General features: G+C 73.9%; 19 protein-coding genes. 10 read left to right on the top strand and 9 right to left on the bottom strand.

The genetic code is table 11. From position 1 onward, the window contains the following. Positions 1–143: 143 nt before the first annotated feature. Positions 144–503 (bottom strand): hypothetical protein, encoded by a 360-nt coding sequence (locus QYM41_RS15700; RefSeq protein ID WP_368800721.1) that lies wholly within the window; start codon positions 501–503, stop codon positions 144–146. A gap of 175 nt (positions 504–678) precedes the next feature. On the opposite strand from QYM41_RS15700, the gene QYM41_RS15695 reads away from it, so the two are divergent. The 3 genes from QYM41_RS15695 to QYM41_RS15685 all read left to right on the top strand — a co-directional run bounded on the left by QYM41_RS15695 (position 679) and on the right by QYM41_RS15685 (position 1958). Continuing rightward, entirely contained in the window at positions 679–828 is a 150-nt protein-coding gene (locus tag QYM41_RS15695) for a hypothetical protein (RefSeq protein WP_368800720.1), read from the top strand. 133 nt (positions 829–961) lie between these two features. Beyond that, positions 962–1261 carry a hypothetical protein gene (locus tag QYM41_RS15690; protein WP_368800718.1) on the top strand — a complete coding sequence of 100 codons (300 nt, stop codon included), beginning with the start codon at positions 962–964 and terminating at the stop codon, positions 1259–1261. Between the two features lie 133 nt (positions 1262–1394). Continuing rightward, positions 1395–1958 carry a DinB family protein gene (locus QYM41_RS15685; protein ID WP_368800717.1) on the top strand — a complete coding sequence of 188 codons (564 nt, stop codon included), beginning with the start codon at positions 1395–1397 and terminating at the stop codon, positions 1956–1958. Positions 1959–2188: 230 nt separating this feature from the next. Here the strand turns inward: QYM41_RS15685 and QYM41_RS15680 are convergent, their stop codons facing one another. Then, positions 2189–2386 carry a hypothetical protein gene (locus tag QYM41_RS15680; protein ID WP_368800716.1) on the bottom strand — a complete coding sequence of 66 codons (198 nt, stop codon included), beginning with the start codon at positions 2384–2386 and terminating at the stop codon, positions 2189–2191. Between the two features lie 117 nt (positions 2387–2503). Then, entirely contained in the window at positions 2504–3235 is a 732-nt protein-coding gene (locus tag QYM41_RS15675; protein WP_368800715.1) for a DUF72 domain-containing protein, read from the bottom strand. A 161-nt stretch (positions 3236–3396) separates the two neighbouring features. Here QYM41_RS15675 and QYM41_RS15670 point away from each other — a divergent pair, with 161 nt between their 5' ends. Beyond that, a complete protein-coding gene (locus QYM41_RS15670) occupies positions 3397–3987 on the top strand; it encodes a thymidine kinase (RefSeq protein WP_368800714.1) in 591 nt (196 codons plus the stop codon). Between the two features lie 32 nt (positions 3988–4019). Here the strand turns inward: QYM41_RS15670 and QYM41_RS15665 are convergent, their stop codons facing one another. The 3 genes from QYM41_RS15665 to QYM41_RS15655 all read right to left on the bottom strand — a co-directional run bounded on the left by QYM41_RS15665 (position 4020) and on the right by QYM41_RS15655 (position 7423). Continuing rightward, positions 4020–4511 (bottom strand): hypothetical protein, encoded by a 492-nt coding sequence (locus tag QYM41_RS15665; protein WP_368800713.1) that lies wholly within the window; start codon positions 4509–4511, stop codon positions 4020–4022. A 438-nt stretch (positions 4512–4949) separates the two neighbouring features. Next, on the bottom strand, positions 4950–6662 hold the full coding sequence (locus tag QYM41_RS15660; protein WP_368800712.1) for an MDR family MFS transporter: 1713 nt from the start codon (positions 6660–6662) through the stop codon (positions 4950–4952). Next, the gene (locus QYM41_RS15655; protein WP_368800711.1) at positions 6659–7423 is read right to left on the bottom strand and encodes a TetR/AcrR family transcriptional regulator; all 765 of its coding nucleotides are present in this window, start codon (positions 7421–7423) and stop codon (positions 6659–6661) included. The genes QYM41_RS15660 and QYM41_RS15655 overlap by 4 nt, the downstream gene beginning before the upstream one ends. Before the next feature lie 101 nt (positions 7424–7524). Here QYM41_RS15655 and QYM41_RS15650 point away from each other — a divergent pair, with 101 nt between their 5' ends. Beyond that, on the top strand, positions 7525–8136 hold the full coding sequence (locus QYM41_RS15650) for a deoxynucleotide monophosphate kinase family protein (RefSeq protein WP_368800710.1): 612 nt from the start codon (positions 7525–7527) through the stop codon (positions 8134–8136). Here QYM41_RS15650 and QYM41_RS15645 read toward each other — a convergent pair. Continuing rightward, positions 8111–9031, bottom strand: coding sequence for an SDR family NAD(P)-dependent oxidoreductase (locus QYM41_RS15645; RefSeq protein ID WP_368800709.1), 921 nt, complete (start codon positions 9029–9031; stop codon positions 8111–8113). The genes QYM41_RS15650 and QYM41_RS15645 overlap by 26 nt on opposite strands. A 196-nt stretch (positions 9032–9227) precedes the next feature. Between QYM41_RS15645 and QYM41_RS15640 the strand changes: the two genes are divergently transcribed. After that, a complete protein-coding gene (locus QYM41_RS15640; RefSeq protein WP_368800708.1) occupies positions 9228–9926 on the top strand; it encodes a type 1 glutamine amidotransferase domain-containing protein in 699 nt (232 codons plus the stop codon). Between the two features lie 44 nt (positions 9927–9970). Here QYM41_RS15640 and QYM41_RS15635 read toward each other — a convergent pair whose 3' ends face one another. Beyond that, positions 9971–10174: a hypothetical protein gene (locus QYM41_RS15635; RefSeq protein ID WP_368800706.1), complete on the bottom strand. Its 204-nt coding sequence runs from the start codon at positions 10172–10174 to the stop codon at positions 9971–9973. A 186-nt stretch (positions 10175–10360) separates the two neighbouring features. Here QYM41_RS15635 and QYM41_RS15630 point away from each other — a divergent pair, with 186 nt between their 5' ends. Together QYM41_RS15630 and QYM41_RS15625 are read left to right on the top strand one after the other, a co-directional pair. Beyond that, entirely contained in the window at positions 10361–11104 is a 744-nt protein-coding gene (locus QYM41_RS15630; protein ID WP_368800705.1) for an MBL fold metallo-hydrolase, read from the top strand. 145 nt (positions 11105–11249) lie between these two features. Beyond that, positions 11250–12257 (top strand): zinc-dependent alcohol dehydrogenase family protein, encoded by a 1008-nt coding sequence (locus tag QYM41_RS15625; RefSeq protein ID WP_368800704.1) that lies wholly within the window; start codon positions 11250–11252, stop codon positions 12255–12257. 41 nt (positions 12258–12298) lie between these two features. On the opposite strand, the gene QYM41_RS15620 is transcribed toward QYM41_RS15625, so the two are convergent. After that, positions 12299–13477, bottom strand: coding sequence for a CAP domain-containing protein (locus QYM41_RS15620; RefSeq protein ID WP_368800703.1), 1179 nt, complete (start codon positions 13475–13477; stop codon positions 12299–12301). A 425-nt stretch (positions 13478–13902) separates the two neighbouring features. Between QYM41_RS15620 and QYM41_RS15615 the strand changes: the two genes are divergently transcribed. Beyond that, positions 13903–14340, top strand: a complete 438-nt coding sequence (locus tag QYM41_RS15615; RefSeq protein ID WP_368800702.1) for a hypothetical protein — start codon at positions 13903–13905, stop codon at positions 14338–14340. Between the two features lie 44 nt (positions 14341–14384). Further along, on the top strand, positions 14385–15719 hold the full coding sequence (locus tag QYM41_RS15610; protein ID WP_368800701.1) for a M20/M25/M40 family metallo-hydrolase: 1335 nt from the start codon (positions 14385–14387) through the stop codon (positions 15717–15719). Positions 15720–15751 lie beyond the last annotated feature (32 nt).

The following is a 15751-nucleotide window of genomic DNA, read 5'->3' as shown; positions in this document are numbered from 1 at the left end:
GCCCGGACCCGGTCACGGACCGCGACCTCCTCCGGACCGAGCTCGTCGTCGAGCCGGAAGTAGTCGGAGGTGATGGCGGACGTGGCTGCTGTCGTGGTCATGGCAGTTCTCTCTGTGTCGGTGCGTCGGGGACAGGGCGCCGGTCAGGCGTGCTGGGGGCGGGCGTCGAGCCAGGCGAGGACCGCGTCCCGGTCGGCGTCGAGGCCCGGGGGGACGAGGTCGTCGCCGGCCGGGGTCGCGGAGAAGCCGATGGGACGGCGGTGCCCGGCATCCGCCATCCCGCCTTCGCCGACGCCGACGACCGGTTCCAGGCCGAGGCGCTCGGCGAGCAGCATGGTGCAGGAGGGCCCTGCGAGCACCCGGCTGAAGTCCGCGACGACGATCCCGGCCAGTGGGCCCGTGGCGTTCCGGCCGAAGCCGTCCTGGTGGGCAGTCCTGGGTCCTGCCGCTTCGTGGCCGGACGTGCCGGGGTGGTCTGCCCGGAGATCGCTCTGCAGTGTCATCGGTCCTCCTCCGTCCGGTGGTCCATCTCACCCTGGCAGGCAGGATTACTGTCCGTCCAATACCTATTGACCATCTCGGTGATGCTCGTGAAGCAATAATGAGCTGGACTGGATCACGGGGCGGCACGGGCCGTGGAAGGCGTGACGTGCGGCGCGTTCCCCGGCGGGCGAGTCCGTGATCAGTCGCGTCGTGCGGCTCATGCACGCCCTCGACCGCGACGTGCCGTCGAGGTCGCGCACGGAGCTCGTCCGCCGCGCCTCGCTGCCCCTGACCCCGCGCGGGATCGCCCTGCCGGTCGTCGGCGCTGCGTCGGCGCCGCGCTGATCGTCGTCGTGTCCTGGGGCGTCTTTTCGGGGCCTTCCGAGCCGCGTGCCGAGCCGGGCCCGGGGCCGCGGCTGCTGGCGCGCGCTCCCGGCCGGTGCGTACCCTGTTCGCACCGACCGGGGGGAGACGGACGATGTACGCACGGGTCAGCACGTACGAGGGCGGCTATCCGGAGGACTACGACGACGGGCTGGCCGCGCTGCGCTCCGAGGTGATGCCGGACGTCCAGCGGCTGGGCGGCTACCGCGGAGCGCTGAGCCTGGTCGACCGCGCCTCCGGGCGGTCCGTCTCGATCACCTTCTGGGCGGACGAGGAGGCCCTGGCCGCCACCCGGTCCACCGTGGAGGCGGTCCGCGAGCGCGCCGCGGCCACCTCGGGCTCACGCGTCCTGGACGTGACCGAGTACGAGGTCGGCTACCAGGACCTGCCCTAGCGACCGCGGGCACGGTGGGGGCCTGATCGCCTCGTCGGGGTCCACGGAAGGGGGGCAGGTGCCTGCTCCGGGGCGCACACTGGTCCCGTCCCCGCACGACCGTCCGGGGCGTCCCGAGCGGGAAGGAACCGCCATGACCGACCTCGACGTCGCCGCCTGCGCCATCGACCAGATCGACCGGCACTGGACCCAGCAGCTGCGGCCCCGCCTCGCCGGCCTGAGCGACACGGAGTACGTCTACGACCCCACCGGCGGGTCCGCGTGGACGGTCCACGACCGGACCCGGCGGCTGACGCCCCTGCAGACGGGCGGGGCGGAGCTCGTGGTCGACTTCGCGTACCCCGAACCGGTCCCCGCGCCGTTCACGACCATCGCGTGGCGGCTCGCGCACCTCGTGGTCGGTGTGCTCGCGGTCCGCAGCCACGGTCACTTCGCCGGCCCGGAGGCGTCCTACGGGACCTGGGTCTACGCGGGGACCGCCGACGCGGCGCTGGCCCAGCTCGACCGCGAGTACGACCGCTGGATGACCGGGGTGCGCGCGCTCTCGGAGTCCGACCTGGCCCGCCCGTGCGGCCCGGTGGAGGGCCCGTACGGCGAACTGCCGATGCTCGCGCTCGTGCTGCACGTCAACCGGGAGCTGATCCACCACGGCGCCGAGATCGCCCTGCTGCGCGACCTGTACGCGCACCGGCGCTGAGCAGTGCGGGCCAGGACGTTCCCGCCCCCGTGGGCCGGCCGGCGGCCTCCGCGGCCGGCCTCCCGGCCCGGCTGCGGGCGTCCCGAGCACTGCGAAGGCCCGGGACCTCCGTCCACCGGAGGTCCCGGGCCCTCAACACGTTCCGCCTCCCGGTGCCGGGGGCAGGCCTTCCATGGTGGGAGACACCGCCGGGACAGTGCAAGCCCGGGCGGCGGCCGGCGCGGGTCGCGCTACTCCTCGTCCGCGGGGAGCCCGGTCTCGAGGTCCTCCGGCGGCACGGTGTCCTCCTGCTCGTCCCGCGGGTCCGCGCGCCTGTTGCTGCCGTCCGTGGTGGCGGTCAGCCAGTCCTCGTCGCGGATCCCCAGCCTCTCCTGGCTCGTCTCCGCCCAGGCCTCGTCGCGGTCCGCGGGTTCCGGGTAGCGGTCCATCTCCGGCTCCTGTCCTGTTCGGCCGTCCTGCTCGACGGGGTGGCCACATCCTAAGCCCCGGGAGCCCGTGCCCGGCAGGTCCCGGTGCCGGCGGGGGCCCTCGGCCCGGGACGCGGCTCATCCGTGCTCGAGGAGACCGCGCAGCGTCAGGGCGTTGCGCACGGCGTGGCCGTCACCGTCGTTGTTGAAGTAGGCGTACACCTCCCGCCCGTCGTGGTGCCACTCCCGGATCCGGTCCGCCCACCAGGCCAGGTCCTCGTCCGGGTAGGAGCCCGCGTACAGGTGGTCGTGGTCGGGGCCGTGGAGGCGGACGTAGACGACCGGGGCCGTGGCCTCCAGCACGCAGGGCAGCCCGGCCCCGCTCATCACCACGTACGCCGCGCCGTGGCGCCGGAGCAGCTCGAACACCTCCGGGTGCACCCAGCTGTCGTGCCGGAACTCCACCGCGACCGGCAGCCAGTCCGGCAGCCCCGCCAGGAACCAGTCGAGCCGCGCGTCGTCGCGGCCCAGCGCCGGCGGGAGCTGGACGAGCAGCACCCCGCGCCGGTCGCGCAGCTCGTGCCAGGACTCCGCGATCCGCCGGCTCCAGGTCTCGGGCGCGTAGAGCTTCTTCGCGTGCGTGAGCCCGCGCGGAGCCTTGACCGTCATCCGAAAGCCCTCCGGCAGGCGCCGGTTCCAGCCGGCGAAGGTGGCGCCGCGCGGCCAGCGGTAGAAGCTGGCGTTGAGCTCCACGGTGGAGAAGGCCCGGGTGTAGAGCTCCAGGCGCTTCGCGGGGGCGGTGCCCGGGGGATAGAGGACGTGCTCCCAGTGGTCGTAGCTCCACCCGGAGGTGCCGATGTGCCAACCCATGGGCTCCAGGCTAGCGGGCGTCCCGGCCGTGCCCGCCACCGGCGGGTCCGACGTAGGGTGTTCACCGGCACGCACGGCCCCCCGCCGGCCACCCGGCACGACCCCCCCCCAGGAGAGACCGCCATGACCACCCCCGGCCTCCGGCCCGCCGGCACCCGCTGATGGCGAAGCTCTACTTCCGGCACGGGGCGATGAACTCCGGCAAGTCCACGGTGCTGATCCAGGCCGCCCACAACTACGAGGAGCGCGACCAGACGGTCCTCGTCGCCAAGCCCTCGATCGACTCCAAGGGCGCGGACACCGTGGTCTCCCGGCTGGGGGAGTCCCGGCGGGTCGACCTGCTGCTGGCCGCCGGCGACGCGGCGCGCGAGCGCTTCCGGTCCGCCGTCGCGCACCGCGGCCCCGTGCACTGCCTGCTGGTCGACGAGGCGCAGTTCCTCGAACCGGCGCAGGTCGACGACCTGCTGCGCATCGCGGTGCTCGACGACGTGCCGGTGCTCGCCTACGGGCTGCGCACGGACTTCCGCACCGAGGCGTTCCCGGGCGCCGCCCGTCTGCTGGCCGTGGCCCACACGGTCGAGGAGCTGCGCACGATCTGCCGCTGCGGGTCCAAGGCGATGTTCAACGCCCGCACCGTGGACGGGCAGCCTGTCCTCGAGGGCGACCAGGTGGCCATCGACGGCGTGGCGGTGTCCTACGAGTCGATGTGCGCCCGCTGCTACCTGCGGCACTCCGGCGGGCGCCTGGGCTGAGGCGGGATCCGGTGGGCCGTCCCGGGGCGGCGTCAGGCCGTGGTGTCCCGGTCGTCCTCGCGGCCGTGCCGGTCGACGACCGCCCAGAACAGGTCCTCGGGGATCGCCTCGAGATCGGGGTGCAGGGCGGCCAGCTCGTCGATGATGGCGGCCACGTCGTAGTGGGCGTGCACGTCGCCGCGCCGCGCCAGCCGGTTCGAGGCGATCAGGCCCTCCACGTAGGCGGCGTGGTCCTGGTCGGTGAACGTGCTGAGGACCGCGTCGGCCCACAGCTGCTCGAACGCCGGGTGTCCCTCCGTCACGAGCCGGACCGGGGCGGGCGCGCCGTCCGGCTCGGCGGTCTCCGGGTCGTTCCGCACCGGCCCGGAGGCCTTGGCGAACCGGGTGCCGTCGTCGACCGTGACGGTCCGGTCGGTCTCGTCGACGACGGTGCGCCGTTCGGTGCGCAGGACGGGGCCGCCGCGGACCACCACGGCGCGGGTGCCGACGCCGGTGGCTCCGCCGACGTGGAGGTGCTGGCTCACGGAGACCTCCCGGGGTCTGCGCGGCGGGGCGGACGCTCCGCCGGGTGCCTGGTGCGCCGAACCTAGCAGTCGGCGCGGGGCGCCGGAAGCCTCCGGGAACGCGGTCGGCGCCGCCGGAGGAGCTCCGGCGGCGCCGAGGGCGCGGGGCGGACCGGGGCTCAGCCGCCGAGCAGCAGCGCGCGGACCAGGTCGAAGAACATGCCGAGGATGGCCGTGACATTGGGGTTGAAGAACGCGTCGAACTCGCCGACCAGTCTGATCATGACGATTCCTTCCGGAGGGGGGAGAAGGGCAGTGCAGCCCGGACCGGTCGCGGAGCCGGTCCGGGCCTCAATCTACCGGGGGCGTTCACTGAAGCACATGGCCTTTCGGTCAGTTCCTGCCCCGGCCCGGCCTTCCCGGACCGGCCTCCCCGGACCGGTCCGGCGCCGCGGCCCGTCAGGGGGCGGGGTGGCGCGGGAGGGTTGCTCGGCGCGTCCCGCCGTGCGCCGCGGCCCCGGTCGGCTCCTCCGTCGGAGCCCCTGTCGCAGCCGCCGTCGCGGCCTCCTTGGCCGCGGCCTCGTGGGCCGCGGCCTCCGCGCCGCCGATGGCCTCGCCGCGGGCCACCATGCCGGCGGTGTCCGAGAGCGGGATCTGCCGGAGGAACACCGCCAGCACGAAGGCCAGCAGCATGAAGGGGATGAGGTACCAGAACACCGGGGCGAGGGAGTCGGCGTACGCGGTGACGACGCCCTCGCGGACGGTCTCGGGCAGCTGCGCCAGGGTCCGCGGGTCCAGCGTGGCGGTCGCCTCCCCGGCACGGTCGGCGGAGGCGCCGGCGCCCGTGAAGACCGCCGTGAGCCGCTCCGAGAGGTTGTTGGTGAAGATCGCGCCGAAGATCGCCACGCCGAGGGCAGCGCCGACCTCGCGGAAGTAGTTGGTGGTGCTCGTGGCGGTGCCCACCAGGGACGGGTCCACGGCGTTCTGCACCACGAGGACGATGACCTGCATGATCAGGCCCAGGCCCGCGCCGAACACGAAGAGGTACACGCAGATCAACCAGATCGGCGTCTCGGCGGCCAGTGTGGTCATGGCGAGCATGGCCGCCGCCGTGATGAGCGTGCCCGCCGGCGGGTAGCCCTTGTACCGACCGGTGCGGGAGATCCTGATGCCGGACCAGATCGAGGTGCCCATGAGCCCGACCATCATGGGGACCATGAGCAGCCCGGACTCCGCCGCCGAGGTGCCGGAGGACATCTGCAGGAACGTGGGCACGAACGCGATGGCGGCGAACATCCCCAGCCCCAGGGTGAGGCCGATCGCGGTGGCGTTGACGAACACCGGGTTGCGGAACAGGCCGAGAGGGATGATCGGGTCCTCGGCCCGCGTTTCGTTCCACGTGAACAGCCCCGCGGCCACGAGCATGCCGCCCGCCCAGGCCCAGGTGGCGGCCGCGCCCCAGCCGTGCTCGGCACTGCCGCCGAACTCGGTGAAGAGGATGAGACAGGTCGTCGCCACGGACAGCAGGAGCACGCCGGCCACGTCGATCCTGCGGGTCGCGCGCCGGTGCGGGAGGGTCAGGGTGAACCACGCGATGGCGAAGGCGGCGACGCCGATGGGGATGTTGACGTAGAAGGCCCACTGCCAGCTGAGGTGGTCCACGAAGTAGCCGCCGAGCAGCGGCCCCGCCACGGCGGAGAGCCCGAAGATGCCGCCGAGCGGGCCCATGTACTTGCCGCGCTCGGAGGCCGGGACGATGTCCGCGATGATCGCCTGGGAGAGGATCATCAGTCCACCGCCGCCGAGCCCCTGCATCGCGCGGAAGGTCACGAACTGCCAGAACCCGGTGGCCAGGGCGCAGCCCACCGACGCGAGGGTGAACAGCGCGATGGCGACGAGGAAAAGGTTGCGCCGGCCCAGGACGTCGCCGAACTTGCCGTAGACCGGCATCACGACGGTCGTGGCCAGCAGGTAGGCCGTGGTGATCCAGGCCTGGTGCTCCACGCCGCCGAGCTCGCCGACGATGGTCGGCATGGCGGTGGAGACGATCGTCTGGTCGAGGCTGGCGAGCATCATCCCGGCGATGAGGGCGGAGAAGATGATCCAGATCCGCTTCTGGGTCAGCACCAGCAGCGGGGTGTCCGGCGCGACCGCGGGCGGGGTGGTGGTCATGGGTGTCCTTCGGTGTCCGGGACCGTGTCAGGGGTGTCCGGGGAGGTGGTGGAGGAGGTGTCCGCGGCGGCGTCCGGCGTCGCCGGCGGGGCGTCGGAGACGGGGGAGAGCAGGATCCCGGCGAGGCGGACGTTGCGGGCCAGCAGCTCCGCGAACTCCTCCAGGGGCGGGGAGTCGTCCGGGTCCGCGCCGGCCGGCCGGGTCGCGAGGAGCTCGTGGACGGTGTGCCCGGCGAGGTGGGAGACGACGGCGGCGGCCACACCGGGGAACGGGTCCTGGTCCCCGCAGCCCTCCCGGCGCGCGATGAGCTCCGTCAGCTCGGCGAGCCGGCGTTCCATGGTCTCGGTGAGCCGCTGGAGGAGCACGGGCTCCCGGCGCAGGACGTCGAGCAGCAGAATCCGGTCGTGGGGTCCCTCCACGAGGGCGAAGGAGCGCACGACGAGCTCCTGCAGGGCCGTCAGCAGCGGCGCGCCGTCCGGCGCGGAACCCCCGGCCACGAACTCCTCGCCGAAGGCCTCGAGCGGGTCCCGGACCGGGGTGCCCAGCACGGCGTCGTCCTTGGAGGCGAAGTAGTTGAAGAAGCTCCGCCGCGAGATCCCGGCCTCCGCGCAGAGCTCGTCCACGGTGAACCCGGCCAGCCCGCGCTCGGCGGTCAGCCGGCGTGCGCCGGCGACGAGGGAGCGGCGGGTCCTGCGCATGCGCTGCTCCCGGGCGCCCGCCGTCATCGAGGACGCCCGGGGATCGAATGGGTTTGCACTCAAGCCATCATAGTGCAAGTCGGGGCCGGGTGAATCCCGGGTGCACGGGGGCATCACCGGCCGTACGCTGGACCACGTCGGCGCACGACCGGAGGAGACCCGTCATGGCGCAGGAACCGGATCCCCGCCCGCGGCTGATCGGGCTGCACGGGCGCAAGCAGTCCGGCAAGGACACGTGCGGTGACCGTCTCGTGGCCGCGCACGGCTACGCCCGGGTGGCCTTCGCCGACCCGCTGCGGCTGTTCCTGAGCGAGCTGGACCCCCTCGTGGGCGTCCGGGACGGCACGCCCCTGCGGCTCGCCACGGTCCTGGCGGAGGTCGGCGGGGACTGGGGTCGGCTCAAGGACGAGGCGCGGGACCCGGTGCACCGGGAGATCCGGACGCTGCTGCAGAAGGTCGGCAACGAGGCGGGCAAGGCCGTCTTCGGGGAGAGGGTCTGGGCGGACCGCGGCCTGGAGACCGCCCGGCGCCTGGGCGGGCCGGTCGTGTTCACGGACGTGCGCTTCGACGTCGAGGCCGAGGCCATCGCGGCCGCCGGGGGCCGGGTGGTGCACGTGGTGCGCCCGGGAGCCGCCGCCCCGGACGACCCGCACCCCTCGGAGGCCGGCATCGACCCGCGCTGGATCACCGCCGTCATCGTCAACGACGGGACGGTCGAGCAGCTCTGGGCGAAGGTCGACGCGCTGGTGCTCAGCCGGCCGGACGTCCCGGGCTGAGCCCCACGAGCTCGGCGCTGCGCCGCCACAGGGCGTCCGCGAGCGCGTCGTCGGCCGCGCGGGACGGGGCGCGGGCCGGCCGCTTCTTCTCGAAGTAGCCCCCGGAGCGCCAGTCCTCGCCGGGGGTGCCGTCGGCCAGCCACACCAGCGTCTCCGCGCCCTGTTCGGGGGTGATCATGAGCCGGCGGCCCAGGCGCGTGCGGTAGAGGAACCGCAGGGCCGTGGTGGTGCCCGAGGCGAAGTTCGTCGCGACGCCCCCGGGGTGGAACGCCGCGGCGGCGAGGCCGTCCGGCCCGTGCCGGCGGTCGAGACCGCGGGTGACGAGGATGTTGGCGAGCTTCGTGTCCCCGTAGGCGCCCTGCGGGGACCAGCGCCGGTCGTCGACGAGGACCTCCGGTGAGAGCCGGCCGATGCGGGCGGCGATGCTGGACGTGCTGAGCACGGCCGCGCGGTCCGCCACGAGCCGGTCGAGCAGCAGGTGGGTGAGCAGGAAGGGCGCCAGGTGGTTGACCTGCCACGTCATCTCGTGCCCGTCGGGCGTCAGCTCTCGGCGGTCGAAGATCCCGCCGGCGTTGTTGACCAGGACGTCGATCCGCGGGACGGACTCCTGCAGCTCCCGGGCGAGCCGGCGCACGTCCTCGAGCCGGGCGAAGTCCGCGGTGAAGTGGCGGAGCCCGAGGGGCCCGGCCACCGCCGCGGTCTTCTCGCCCGATCGTCCCACCACGACGACGTCGTGGCCCCGACCGGCCAGCTCGCGGGCGGCCGACGCCCCGATGCCGTCGCTGCCGCCGGTGATGACGACCGTGCGCCGGCCGGGTCGCGGACCCGCGTGCCGGTCGGCACGCTGCTCGGGGTGTCGTGGCCCGTCCTGCCGGTCCGCGTCGCGCTCGTCCATGGAGACCTCCTCGGTCGTGCCGGAATCCCGGTCAGCATAGCGACGCCGCCTGGGCGGCGGGCGGAATAAGCGCCCGGGCGGAGCCGTTGCGGCACGCACGAGGGAAAACACCCGGACCGCCTCCGTGCCGCTCCCGGCACGGGTCGGCACGACGGGCACCACCCGGACGGACTGCACAGTGGAGGAGCAACCCATCATGGCCCGTGTTCTCATGATCGTCTCGGCGGCCGACTCCCTCACCCTGCGGGACGGCACCGAGCATCCCACCGGCTTCTGGGCCGAGGAGCTCGTCGTCGCCCACCGTGCCCTGCGCGGGGCGGGGCACACGGTCGACCTCGCCACCCCGGGCGCGCGCCGGCCCACCGTGGACCCCGCCAGCCTCACCCCGGACGCGGCCGGCGGCCGGGAGCGGGCCGACGAGTTCCGCGCCTACCTCGAGCAGATCGGCGCGGAGCTCGCCGCGCCCCGCGTCCTGGCCGAGGTGGACGAGACCGACTACGACGCCGTGGTCCTGCCCGGCGGCCACGGCCCCATGGCGGACCTCGTCCGGGACCCCTCGCTCGGCCGGATCCTCGCCGCCTCGGACCGGGCCGGCCGGTTCATCGCCCCGTTCTGCCACGGCCCCGCCGCGCTGCTCAGCGCCCAGGACGACGGCACGTTCCTCTTCGCCGGCCGCAGGCTCACCGCCTTCAGCAACGAGGAGGAGCTCGGCGGCGGCACCGGGCAGAACTCCCCCTGGTTCCTCGAGACCGTGCTGCGGGAGAAGGGGGCGGTCGTGGAGACGGGTCCCGCCTGGTCCAGTCACGTCATCCGCGACGCCAACCTGATCACCGGGCAGAACCCCCGGTCGAGCCAGGCCGTCGCCGACGTCCTCCTGGAGGCCCTCACCGAGTAGGGACGGGACGCCCGGGGAGCGGCGCGGGCCGGCCCCGGACGGGATCAGACGCCGACGGGTGCGCGGTGCTCCAGCGCCAGGGCGCGTGCCGCGACCACGGCCTCCCGGAAGTCCGTGAACGTGCGCCGGACGGAACGGCCGCCGTCGGCGGGGGAGAAGGTCATGGCCCAGGGCCGCCGGCGGAACCGGTGGAAGGGGACGGCGACGATCTCCACGGTGGGCAGGGCATCGGGACGCTGATCGTGCACAGCGGGACCTTTCGGGGGGCAGGCCGGGGGAGCCAGGGCCCGTGCCGGGGACCGGGGGGATCCGCCGGGTCCTGGTGCGCCCCATCCTACCGGGATGCGGCCGTGTCGGGGCCGTCCGCGGGCCGGTGTCGTGACCGGCGCCGGGGTCGGCGATATGATCAGCACACTGATCGAGTGAGGAGAGCCATGTTCACGCCCGAAGTGGCCGACGGTGTGCACCGCATCGCCCACGCCCACGTCAACTGCTACCTGATCGAGGACGAGGACGGCATCACGCTCGTGGATGCCGGGCTGCCCAGCATGTGGCCCATGCTGCTCGCGGCCCTCGAGCAGCGGGGCCGGCGCCCGGACGAGGTCAGGGCTCTGCTGCTCACGCACGCGCACTTCGACCACGTGGGCTTCGCCCGCCGCGCCCAGGAGCAGTGGGGGCTTCCCGTGCTGGGCCACCCGGACGACGCCCGCCTGGCCGCCCACCCGTACCGGTACCGCACGGAGCGCAACCGGTTCCTCTACCCCCTGGCCCACCCCCGGTCCCTGCCCCTGCTCGGACGGATGGCGGCGGCCGGGGCGCTCACGGTCCGGGGAGTCCGGGAGATGCGCCCGCTGAGCACCGGCGTGGCACTGCCGGTGCCGGGCCGGCCCGTGGCGGTGCACACCCCGGGCCACACGGACGGGCACTGCGTCCTGGACCTGCCGGACCGGGCGGCCGTCCTGAGCGGGGACGCCCTCGTGACGCTGGACCCCTACACCGGCCGTCGGGGCCCGCAGATCATCGCGGGCGCGGCCACCCGCGACTCCGCCGCGGCCCTGCGCTCCCTCGACGCGGTCGCCGCGACCGGGGCGCGCACCGTGCTGCCCGGCCACGGGGAGCGCTGGACGCAGGGTGCCGAGGCCGCGGCACGGCAGGCCCGTGGGGTGGGCGCCCACTAGAGCGAGGCCCGTCCGCCCGGGCCCACGGCCACGGCACCGGCGGGCCGGTCCCCGAGCGCTGACCAGGGCGCTCATGACAGCTCCGGGGGCGGCGGCTATCGTGGGCGGCGACCACCGACCGCCGACGCCCGCCGGAGGAGCCACCATGAAGCAGCTGACCGTCCCCGCCCCCGGCGGCCTCGACCGGCTCACGGTCGAGGACGTGCCGGAACCCGGGGCGCCCGGGCCCGGCGAGGTCCGTGTCCGCGTGCGCGCCAGCTCCCTGAACTACCACGACTACCTCGTGGTCGCGGGCCGGACGCGCACCCAGGACGGGAGGATCCCGCTGGCGGACGGCGCCGGCGTCGTCGAGGCCGTCGGGGAGGGCGTCGAGGACCTCGCGGAGGGCGACGCCGTGGTCTCCTGCTTCTTCCCGCTGTGGCAGGACGGGCCCCCCGTGGACGGCGACTTCCGGCGCGTCCCGGGCGACGGCCTCGACGGCTACGGCCGGGAGGCCGTGGTGCGTCCGGCCACCTGGTTCACCCGCGCCCCGGCCGGGTGGACCCATGCCGAGGCCGCGACCATCACCACGGCCGGTGTCACCGCCTGGCGGGCCCTCGTGGTCGACGGGGGACTGCGGCCGGGGGACGTGGTCCTGGCCCTCGGCACCGGCGGGGTCTCGATCTTCGCCGTGCAGCTCGCCAAGGCCATGGGCGCCACCGTCGTGGTCACGTCCTCCTCCGACGCCAAGCTCGACCGGGTCCGGGAGCTCGGCGCCGACCACGTCGTCAACTACCGGCAGACCCCCGAGTGGGGGCGCACCGTCCAGGAGCTCACGGACGGCCGCGGCGCGGACCACGTCGTGGAGGTCGGCGGGCCGGGCACGCTGGCCCAGTCCGCCCGGGCCGTGCGGGTCGGCGGCCACATCTCCCTGATCGGGGTCCTCACCGGTGCCGCCGGCGACGTCCCCACGGCGCTGCTCATGGCCCGGCAGGTCAGGCTCCAGGGGCTGCTGGTGGGCAGCCGGCGGGACCAGGCCGATTTCGTGCGCGCGCTCGACGCGACCGGGCTGCGCCCGCTGATCGACCGGCGGCACCCGCTCGCCGACGCCGCCGACGCCTTCCGCGAGCTGGAGTCCGCCCGGCACGTCGGCAAGATCGTGCTCGAGCACTGAGTCCACGGGTGCCCCGGGGCACCGGCCCCGGGGCACCGCGGTCACCAGCCGGTGACCCAGACCTGCCCGCTGGTGGAGGACCAGTTCACCTTGTAGCCGTTGGAGAAGCGCTGGTACACGGTGGTGCCGTAGCGGATCGGGTCGGTGACCGGGTAGCCGTAGCCCCGCTCGAAGTCGGCGGCCTTCCAGGCGCGGCCGATGGCGCCGGTCTCGTTGACCGCGCGCGCTCCGTAAGCACGGGTCCACATGACCTTGGTGAGGACCCCGTCCCGGGAGAAGACCTGGTAGGAGGACCCGTCGGCCAGGCGCCGCTCGTCCGTGGTCGGGAAGCCGTAGCCGTTCTCCCGTCCCGCCGCCACGAACTTCTGGCCGATGGCGGTGGGGTTCTCGACCCAGTGCGCGCCGGTGGCGGGGCTCCAGTACAGGGTGGTCTTGCGCCCGTTGAGGGAGAACTCCTGGTAGACGCCCCCGGCGCGCAGGCCGCCGAGCTCCGCGGTCACGGGCTGCCCGAGGACGGGAGCCCCGCCCAGGGCGTGGTACTTCGCGCCGATCGCACCGGCCACGCCGTAGCCGGCCGGGGTCTGGACGGGCTGCGACGTCTCGTAGCCGTAGGCGGGGGCTCCGTCCACGCGCGTGGACGCGTCCGCGGGCGCGCCGCCATTGGCGTACCCGTAGAGGTTGACGGTGGAGAGCACCTGCCAGGGCTTCCCGGTGTTCTCGAGCCGGCCGTCGGCGTACGTGAGGCCGATCCCGATCACCTCGTGCCGGGGGTCCTTGAGCGCCTTGTCGTGGGCGGCCGAGGACTTCCACCACCGGACCAGGGCGCTCACGTCCCGGTGGTACTCCAGGGCGATGACCTCGTTGGCGCTGGTCCACGGGCCGGTCCGCGGATCCGTCAGGAAGGAGGTGCTGTGCGAGAACTCCTCCTCGACCACCTGACGGTCGGACTCCTTCTGCACCACCTGGGACAGCGTCGCCGAGTACTTCAGGGGCTTCACGCCGAGGGACTCGCGGTAGCGGTTGATCTCGTCGAGGATCAGCTGGGCGTCGGACTGACGGGTGGCCGCGTCCACCGTGACGATGTCCTGCGCGGCCGCGTGGGCCGCGGTGCCGGTCAGCAGGGAGGTGCCGGTCAGTGTGGTGGCGCCGATGCCGGCGGAGAGGGCCAGGGCGGCCATGCGGCCGTGACGGCGCGCGGGGGCGCAGCGGTGTTTCGCCATGGGTGCTTCTGCTTCCTGGTCTGTCTGCACGCACGGACGAATGGGGGGTTCCGTGCGGCGGGGGGCTATCGCCGTCCGGCCGGACGACGAGACAGATTGGGCTGGGGAAGTCGCCCAGGGAAATGCTAGGGAATTCCCATTGCAAATACGAAATGTGTGAAATTGTTTCGCCTATCACGGAACAATAACGGCGACATCACGGAATGTCCCCGCCGGGCGGTATTCCCGTGGTTAGAGTGATCTGTTCCCGTGCCGTCGGTCCTGCCCTGCCGGGGGTCCGGACGCCGGTCGCCGACACCGTGTCCCGGCCGCCGCCGGCAGGCACGCCCCGCTCCTTGCGGCGCGCCGCCGGCGGCGTCCGGGCGCCGGCCGGTCCCGGGGACGGAGGACGATAGGCTGGGGACGCACCCCCGGAGAGGAGCCCGATGACCGTCCACGCCAGCCGCGCCACCGGCATCCGGCGACCGCCGGTGCTGGGCACGATCGCCGCCGCCGTCGCCGTGGGGCTGAGCGGGTGCGGTCCGGACCTCGGCACGCCCGAGGGCGTCACCACGGCCTTCGTCGACGCGATGGCCGAGCGCGACTGGGAGACCGCCTGCGGTCTGCTGTCCCACGACCTCGTGCACCGGGCCACGGACGGCAACTCGCAGTACTGCCCCGGCTACCTCGAGCGCCGGCACCCCGACACCTCCCGCTATGGGACGCTCGCCGTCCAGGGCGACGCCGTCACGACGCCGGACGGCCACCGGCTCGAAGTCGCACCCGAGGACGCGCCCGGCAGGGCGGAGGAGGTCCTCGTGGTCGAGGAGTCCGGACGCCTCGTGCTGAGGCACTACCCCGGCCGCGACGCCTTCGTCCGCTGAGCGCCGCCCGCCCCCGCCCACCAGGCACCACAGGAAGGACCGCCATGACCGATCCTCAGACCGTCGCCGCCGCGGCGGCCGCGTCCTCGCCCGAGGCCGAGACCGTCGAGATCTGCCGCAATCTCATCCGCATCGACACCTCCAACTACGGCAGCGGTGACGCCAAGGGGGAGCGGCGGGCCGCCGAGTACGTCGCGGGGCTGATCGAGGAGGTCGGGATCGCCACGACCGTCCTCGAGTCGGCGCCCGGCCGGGCCAACGTCTTCGCCCGGATCGAGGGCACCGACCCGTCCGCCGACGCCCTGCTGGTGCACGGCCACCTGGACGTGGTGCCCGCGATCGCCGCCGACTGGTCGGTGGACCCGTTCGGCGGCGAGCTCAAGGACGGCATGATCTGGGGCCGCGGGGCCGTGGACATGAAGGACATGGACGCCATGATGATCTCGGTGCTGCGCCACATGGTGCGCACGGGTGAGCGCCCGCGCCGGGACATCGTCTTCGGTTTCTTCGCCGACGAGGAGGCCGGCATGGTGTACGGCTCCCACTGGATCGCCGAGCACCACCGGGAGCTCTTCGACGGCGTCACGGACGCCATCAGCGAGGTGGGCGGGTACTCGGCCACCATCGGCGGCCGCCGGGCCTACCTGCTGCAGACGGCGGAGAAGGGCCTCATGTGGCTGCGCCTCAACGCGCAGGGCACGGCCGGTCACGGGTCCCAGATCAACGACGACAACCCGGTCACCCGGCTCTCCCGGGCGCTGGCCGACATCGGCGAGCACCGGTGGCCGATCGAGCTCACCAAGACCACCCGGGCGTTCCTGGACTCGGTCACCGAGCTGACGGGCGTGGAGTTCGACCCGCAGAACCCCCAGCGGCTGCTCGCCGAGCTGGGCTCGGTGGCGCGGTTCGTGGGCGCCACCCTGCAGACCACCGCGAACCCGACCATGCTCGAGGCCGGCTACAAGGTCAACGTGATCCCCGGCTCGGCCCAGGCCGGGCTGGACGTGCGCTACCTGCCCGGGCAGCGGGAGGTCGTGCTGGCCAAGCTCGCGGAGCTCGCCGGGGACGGGGTGTCCTTCGAGTTCGAGTCCGACGACATCGCCCTCGAGGTGCCCTTCTCCGGGACCGTGGTCGACGCCATGGTCGACGCCCTGCACGCCGAGGACCCCGGAGCGGTCGTGCTGCCGTACATGCTCTCCGGCGGGACGGACAACAAGTCCCTGGACCCGCTCGGCATCACCGGCTACGGCTTCGTGCCGCTGCGCCTGCCGGACGAGCTGGACTTCCCGTCCATGTTCCACGGCGTGGACGAGCGCGTGCCCACGGACTCCCTGGAGTTCGGCTCCCGCGTGCTGCACCGGTTGCTGACCCGGTACTGACCCGGCCCCGCCGATCCCGCCGCGGGGCCTCC

The sequence above is a fragment of the Kocuria oxytropis genome (assembly GCF_040981195.1).
Taxonomy (GTDB): Bacteria; Actinomycetota; Actinomycetes; order Actinomycetales; family Micrococcaceae; genus Kocuria; species Kocuria oxytropis.
Note: the sequence above shows the minus strand (reverse complement) of the source record. Positions and strands in the feature narration are given on the sequence as shown.

Coding starts and splice junctions, on each gene's coding strand:
- QYM41_RS15645 (WP_368800709.1), bottom strand. CDS start 9,031: ATGGACGAGCGCGACGCGGACCGGCAGGACGGGCCACGACACCCCGAG.
- QYM41_RS15675 (WP_368800715.1), bottom strand. CDS start 3,235: ATGGGTTGGCACATCGGCACCTCCGGGTGGAGCTACGACCACTGGGAG.
- QYM41_RS15680 (WP_368800716.1), bottom strand. CDS start 2,386: ATGGACCGCTACCCGGAACCCGCGGACCGCGACGAGGCCTGGGCGGAG.
- QYM41_RS15700 (WP_368800721.1), bottom strand. CDS start 503: ATGACACTGCAGAGCGATCTCCGGGCAGACCACCCCGGCACGTCCGGC.
- QYM41_RS15670 (WP_368800714.1), top strand. CDS start 3,397: ATGGCGAAGCTCTACTTCCGGCACGGGGCGATGAACTCCGGCAAGTCC.
- QYM41_RS15640 (WP_368800708.1), top strand. CDS start 9,228: ATGGCCCGTGTTCTCATGATCGTCTCGGCGGCCGACTCCCTCACCCTG.
- QYM41_RS15625 (WP_368800704.1), top strand. CDS start 11,250: ATGAAGCAGCTGACCGTCCCCGCCCCCGGCGGCCTCGACCGGCTCACG.
- QYM41_RS15650 (WP_368800710.1), top strand. CDS start 7,525: ATGGCGCAGGAACCGGATCCCCGCCCGCGGCTGATCGGGCTGCACGGG.
- QYM41_RS15630 (WP_368800705.1), top strand. CDS start 10,361: ATGTTCACGCCCGAAGTGGCCGACGGTGTGCACCGCATCGCCCACGCC.
- QYM41_RS15685 (WP_368800717.1), top strand. CDS start 1,395: ATGACCGACCTCGACGTCGCCGCCTGCGCCATCGACCAGATCGACCGG.
- QYM41_RS15660 (WP_368800712.1), bottom strand. CDS start 6,662: ATGACCACCACCCCGCCCGCGGTCGCGCCGGACACCCCGCTGCTGGTG.
- QYM41_RS15620 (WP_368800703.1), bottom strand. CDS start 13,477: ATGGCGAAACACCGCTGCGCCCCCGCGCGCCGTCACGGCCGCATGGCC.
- QYM41_RS15690 (WP_368800718.1), top strand. CDS start 962: ATGTACGCACGGGTCAGCACGTACGAGGGCGGCTATCCGGAGGACTAC.
- QYM41_RS15610 (WP_368800701.1), top strand. CDS start 14,385: ATGACCGATCCTCAGACCGTCGCCGCCGCGGCGGCCGCGTCCTCGCCC.
- QYM41_RS15615 (WP_368800702.1), top strand. CDS start 13,903: ATGACCGTCCACGCCAGCCGCGCCACCGGCATCCGGCGACCGCCGGTG.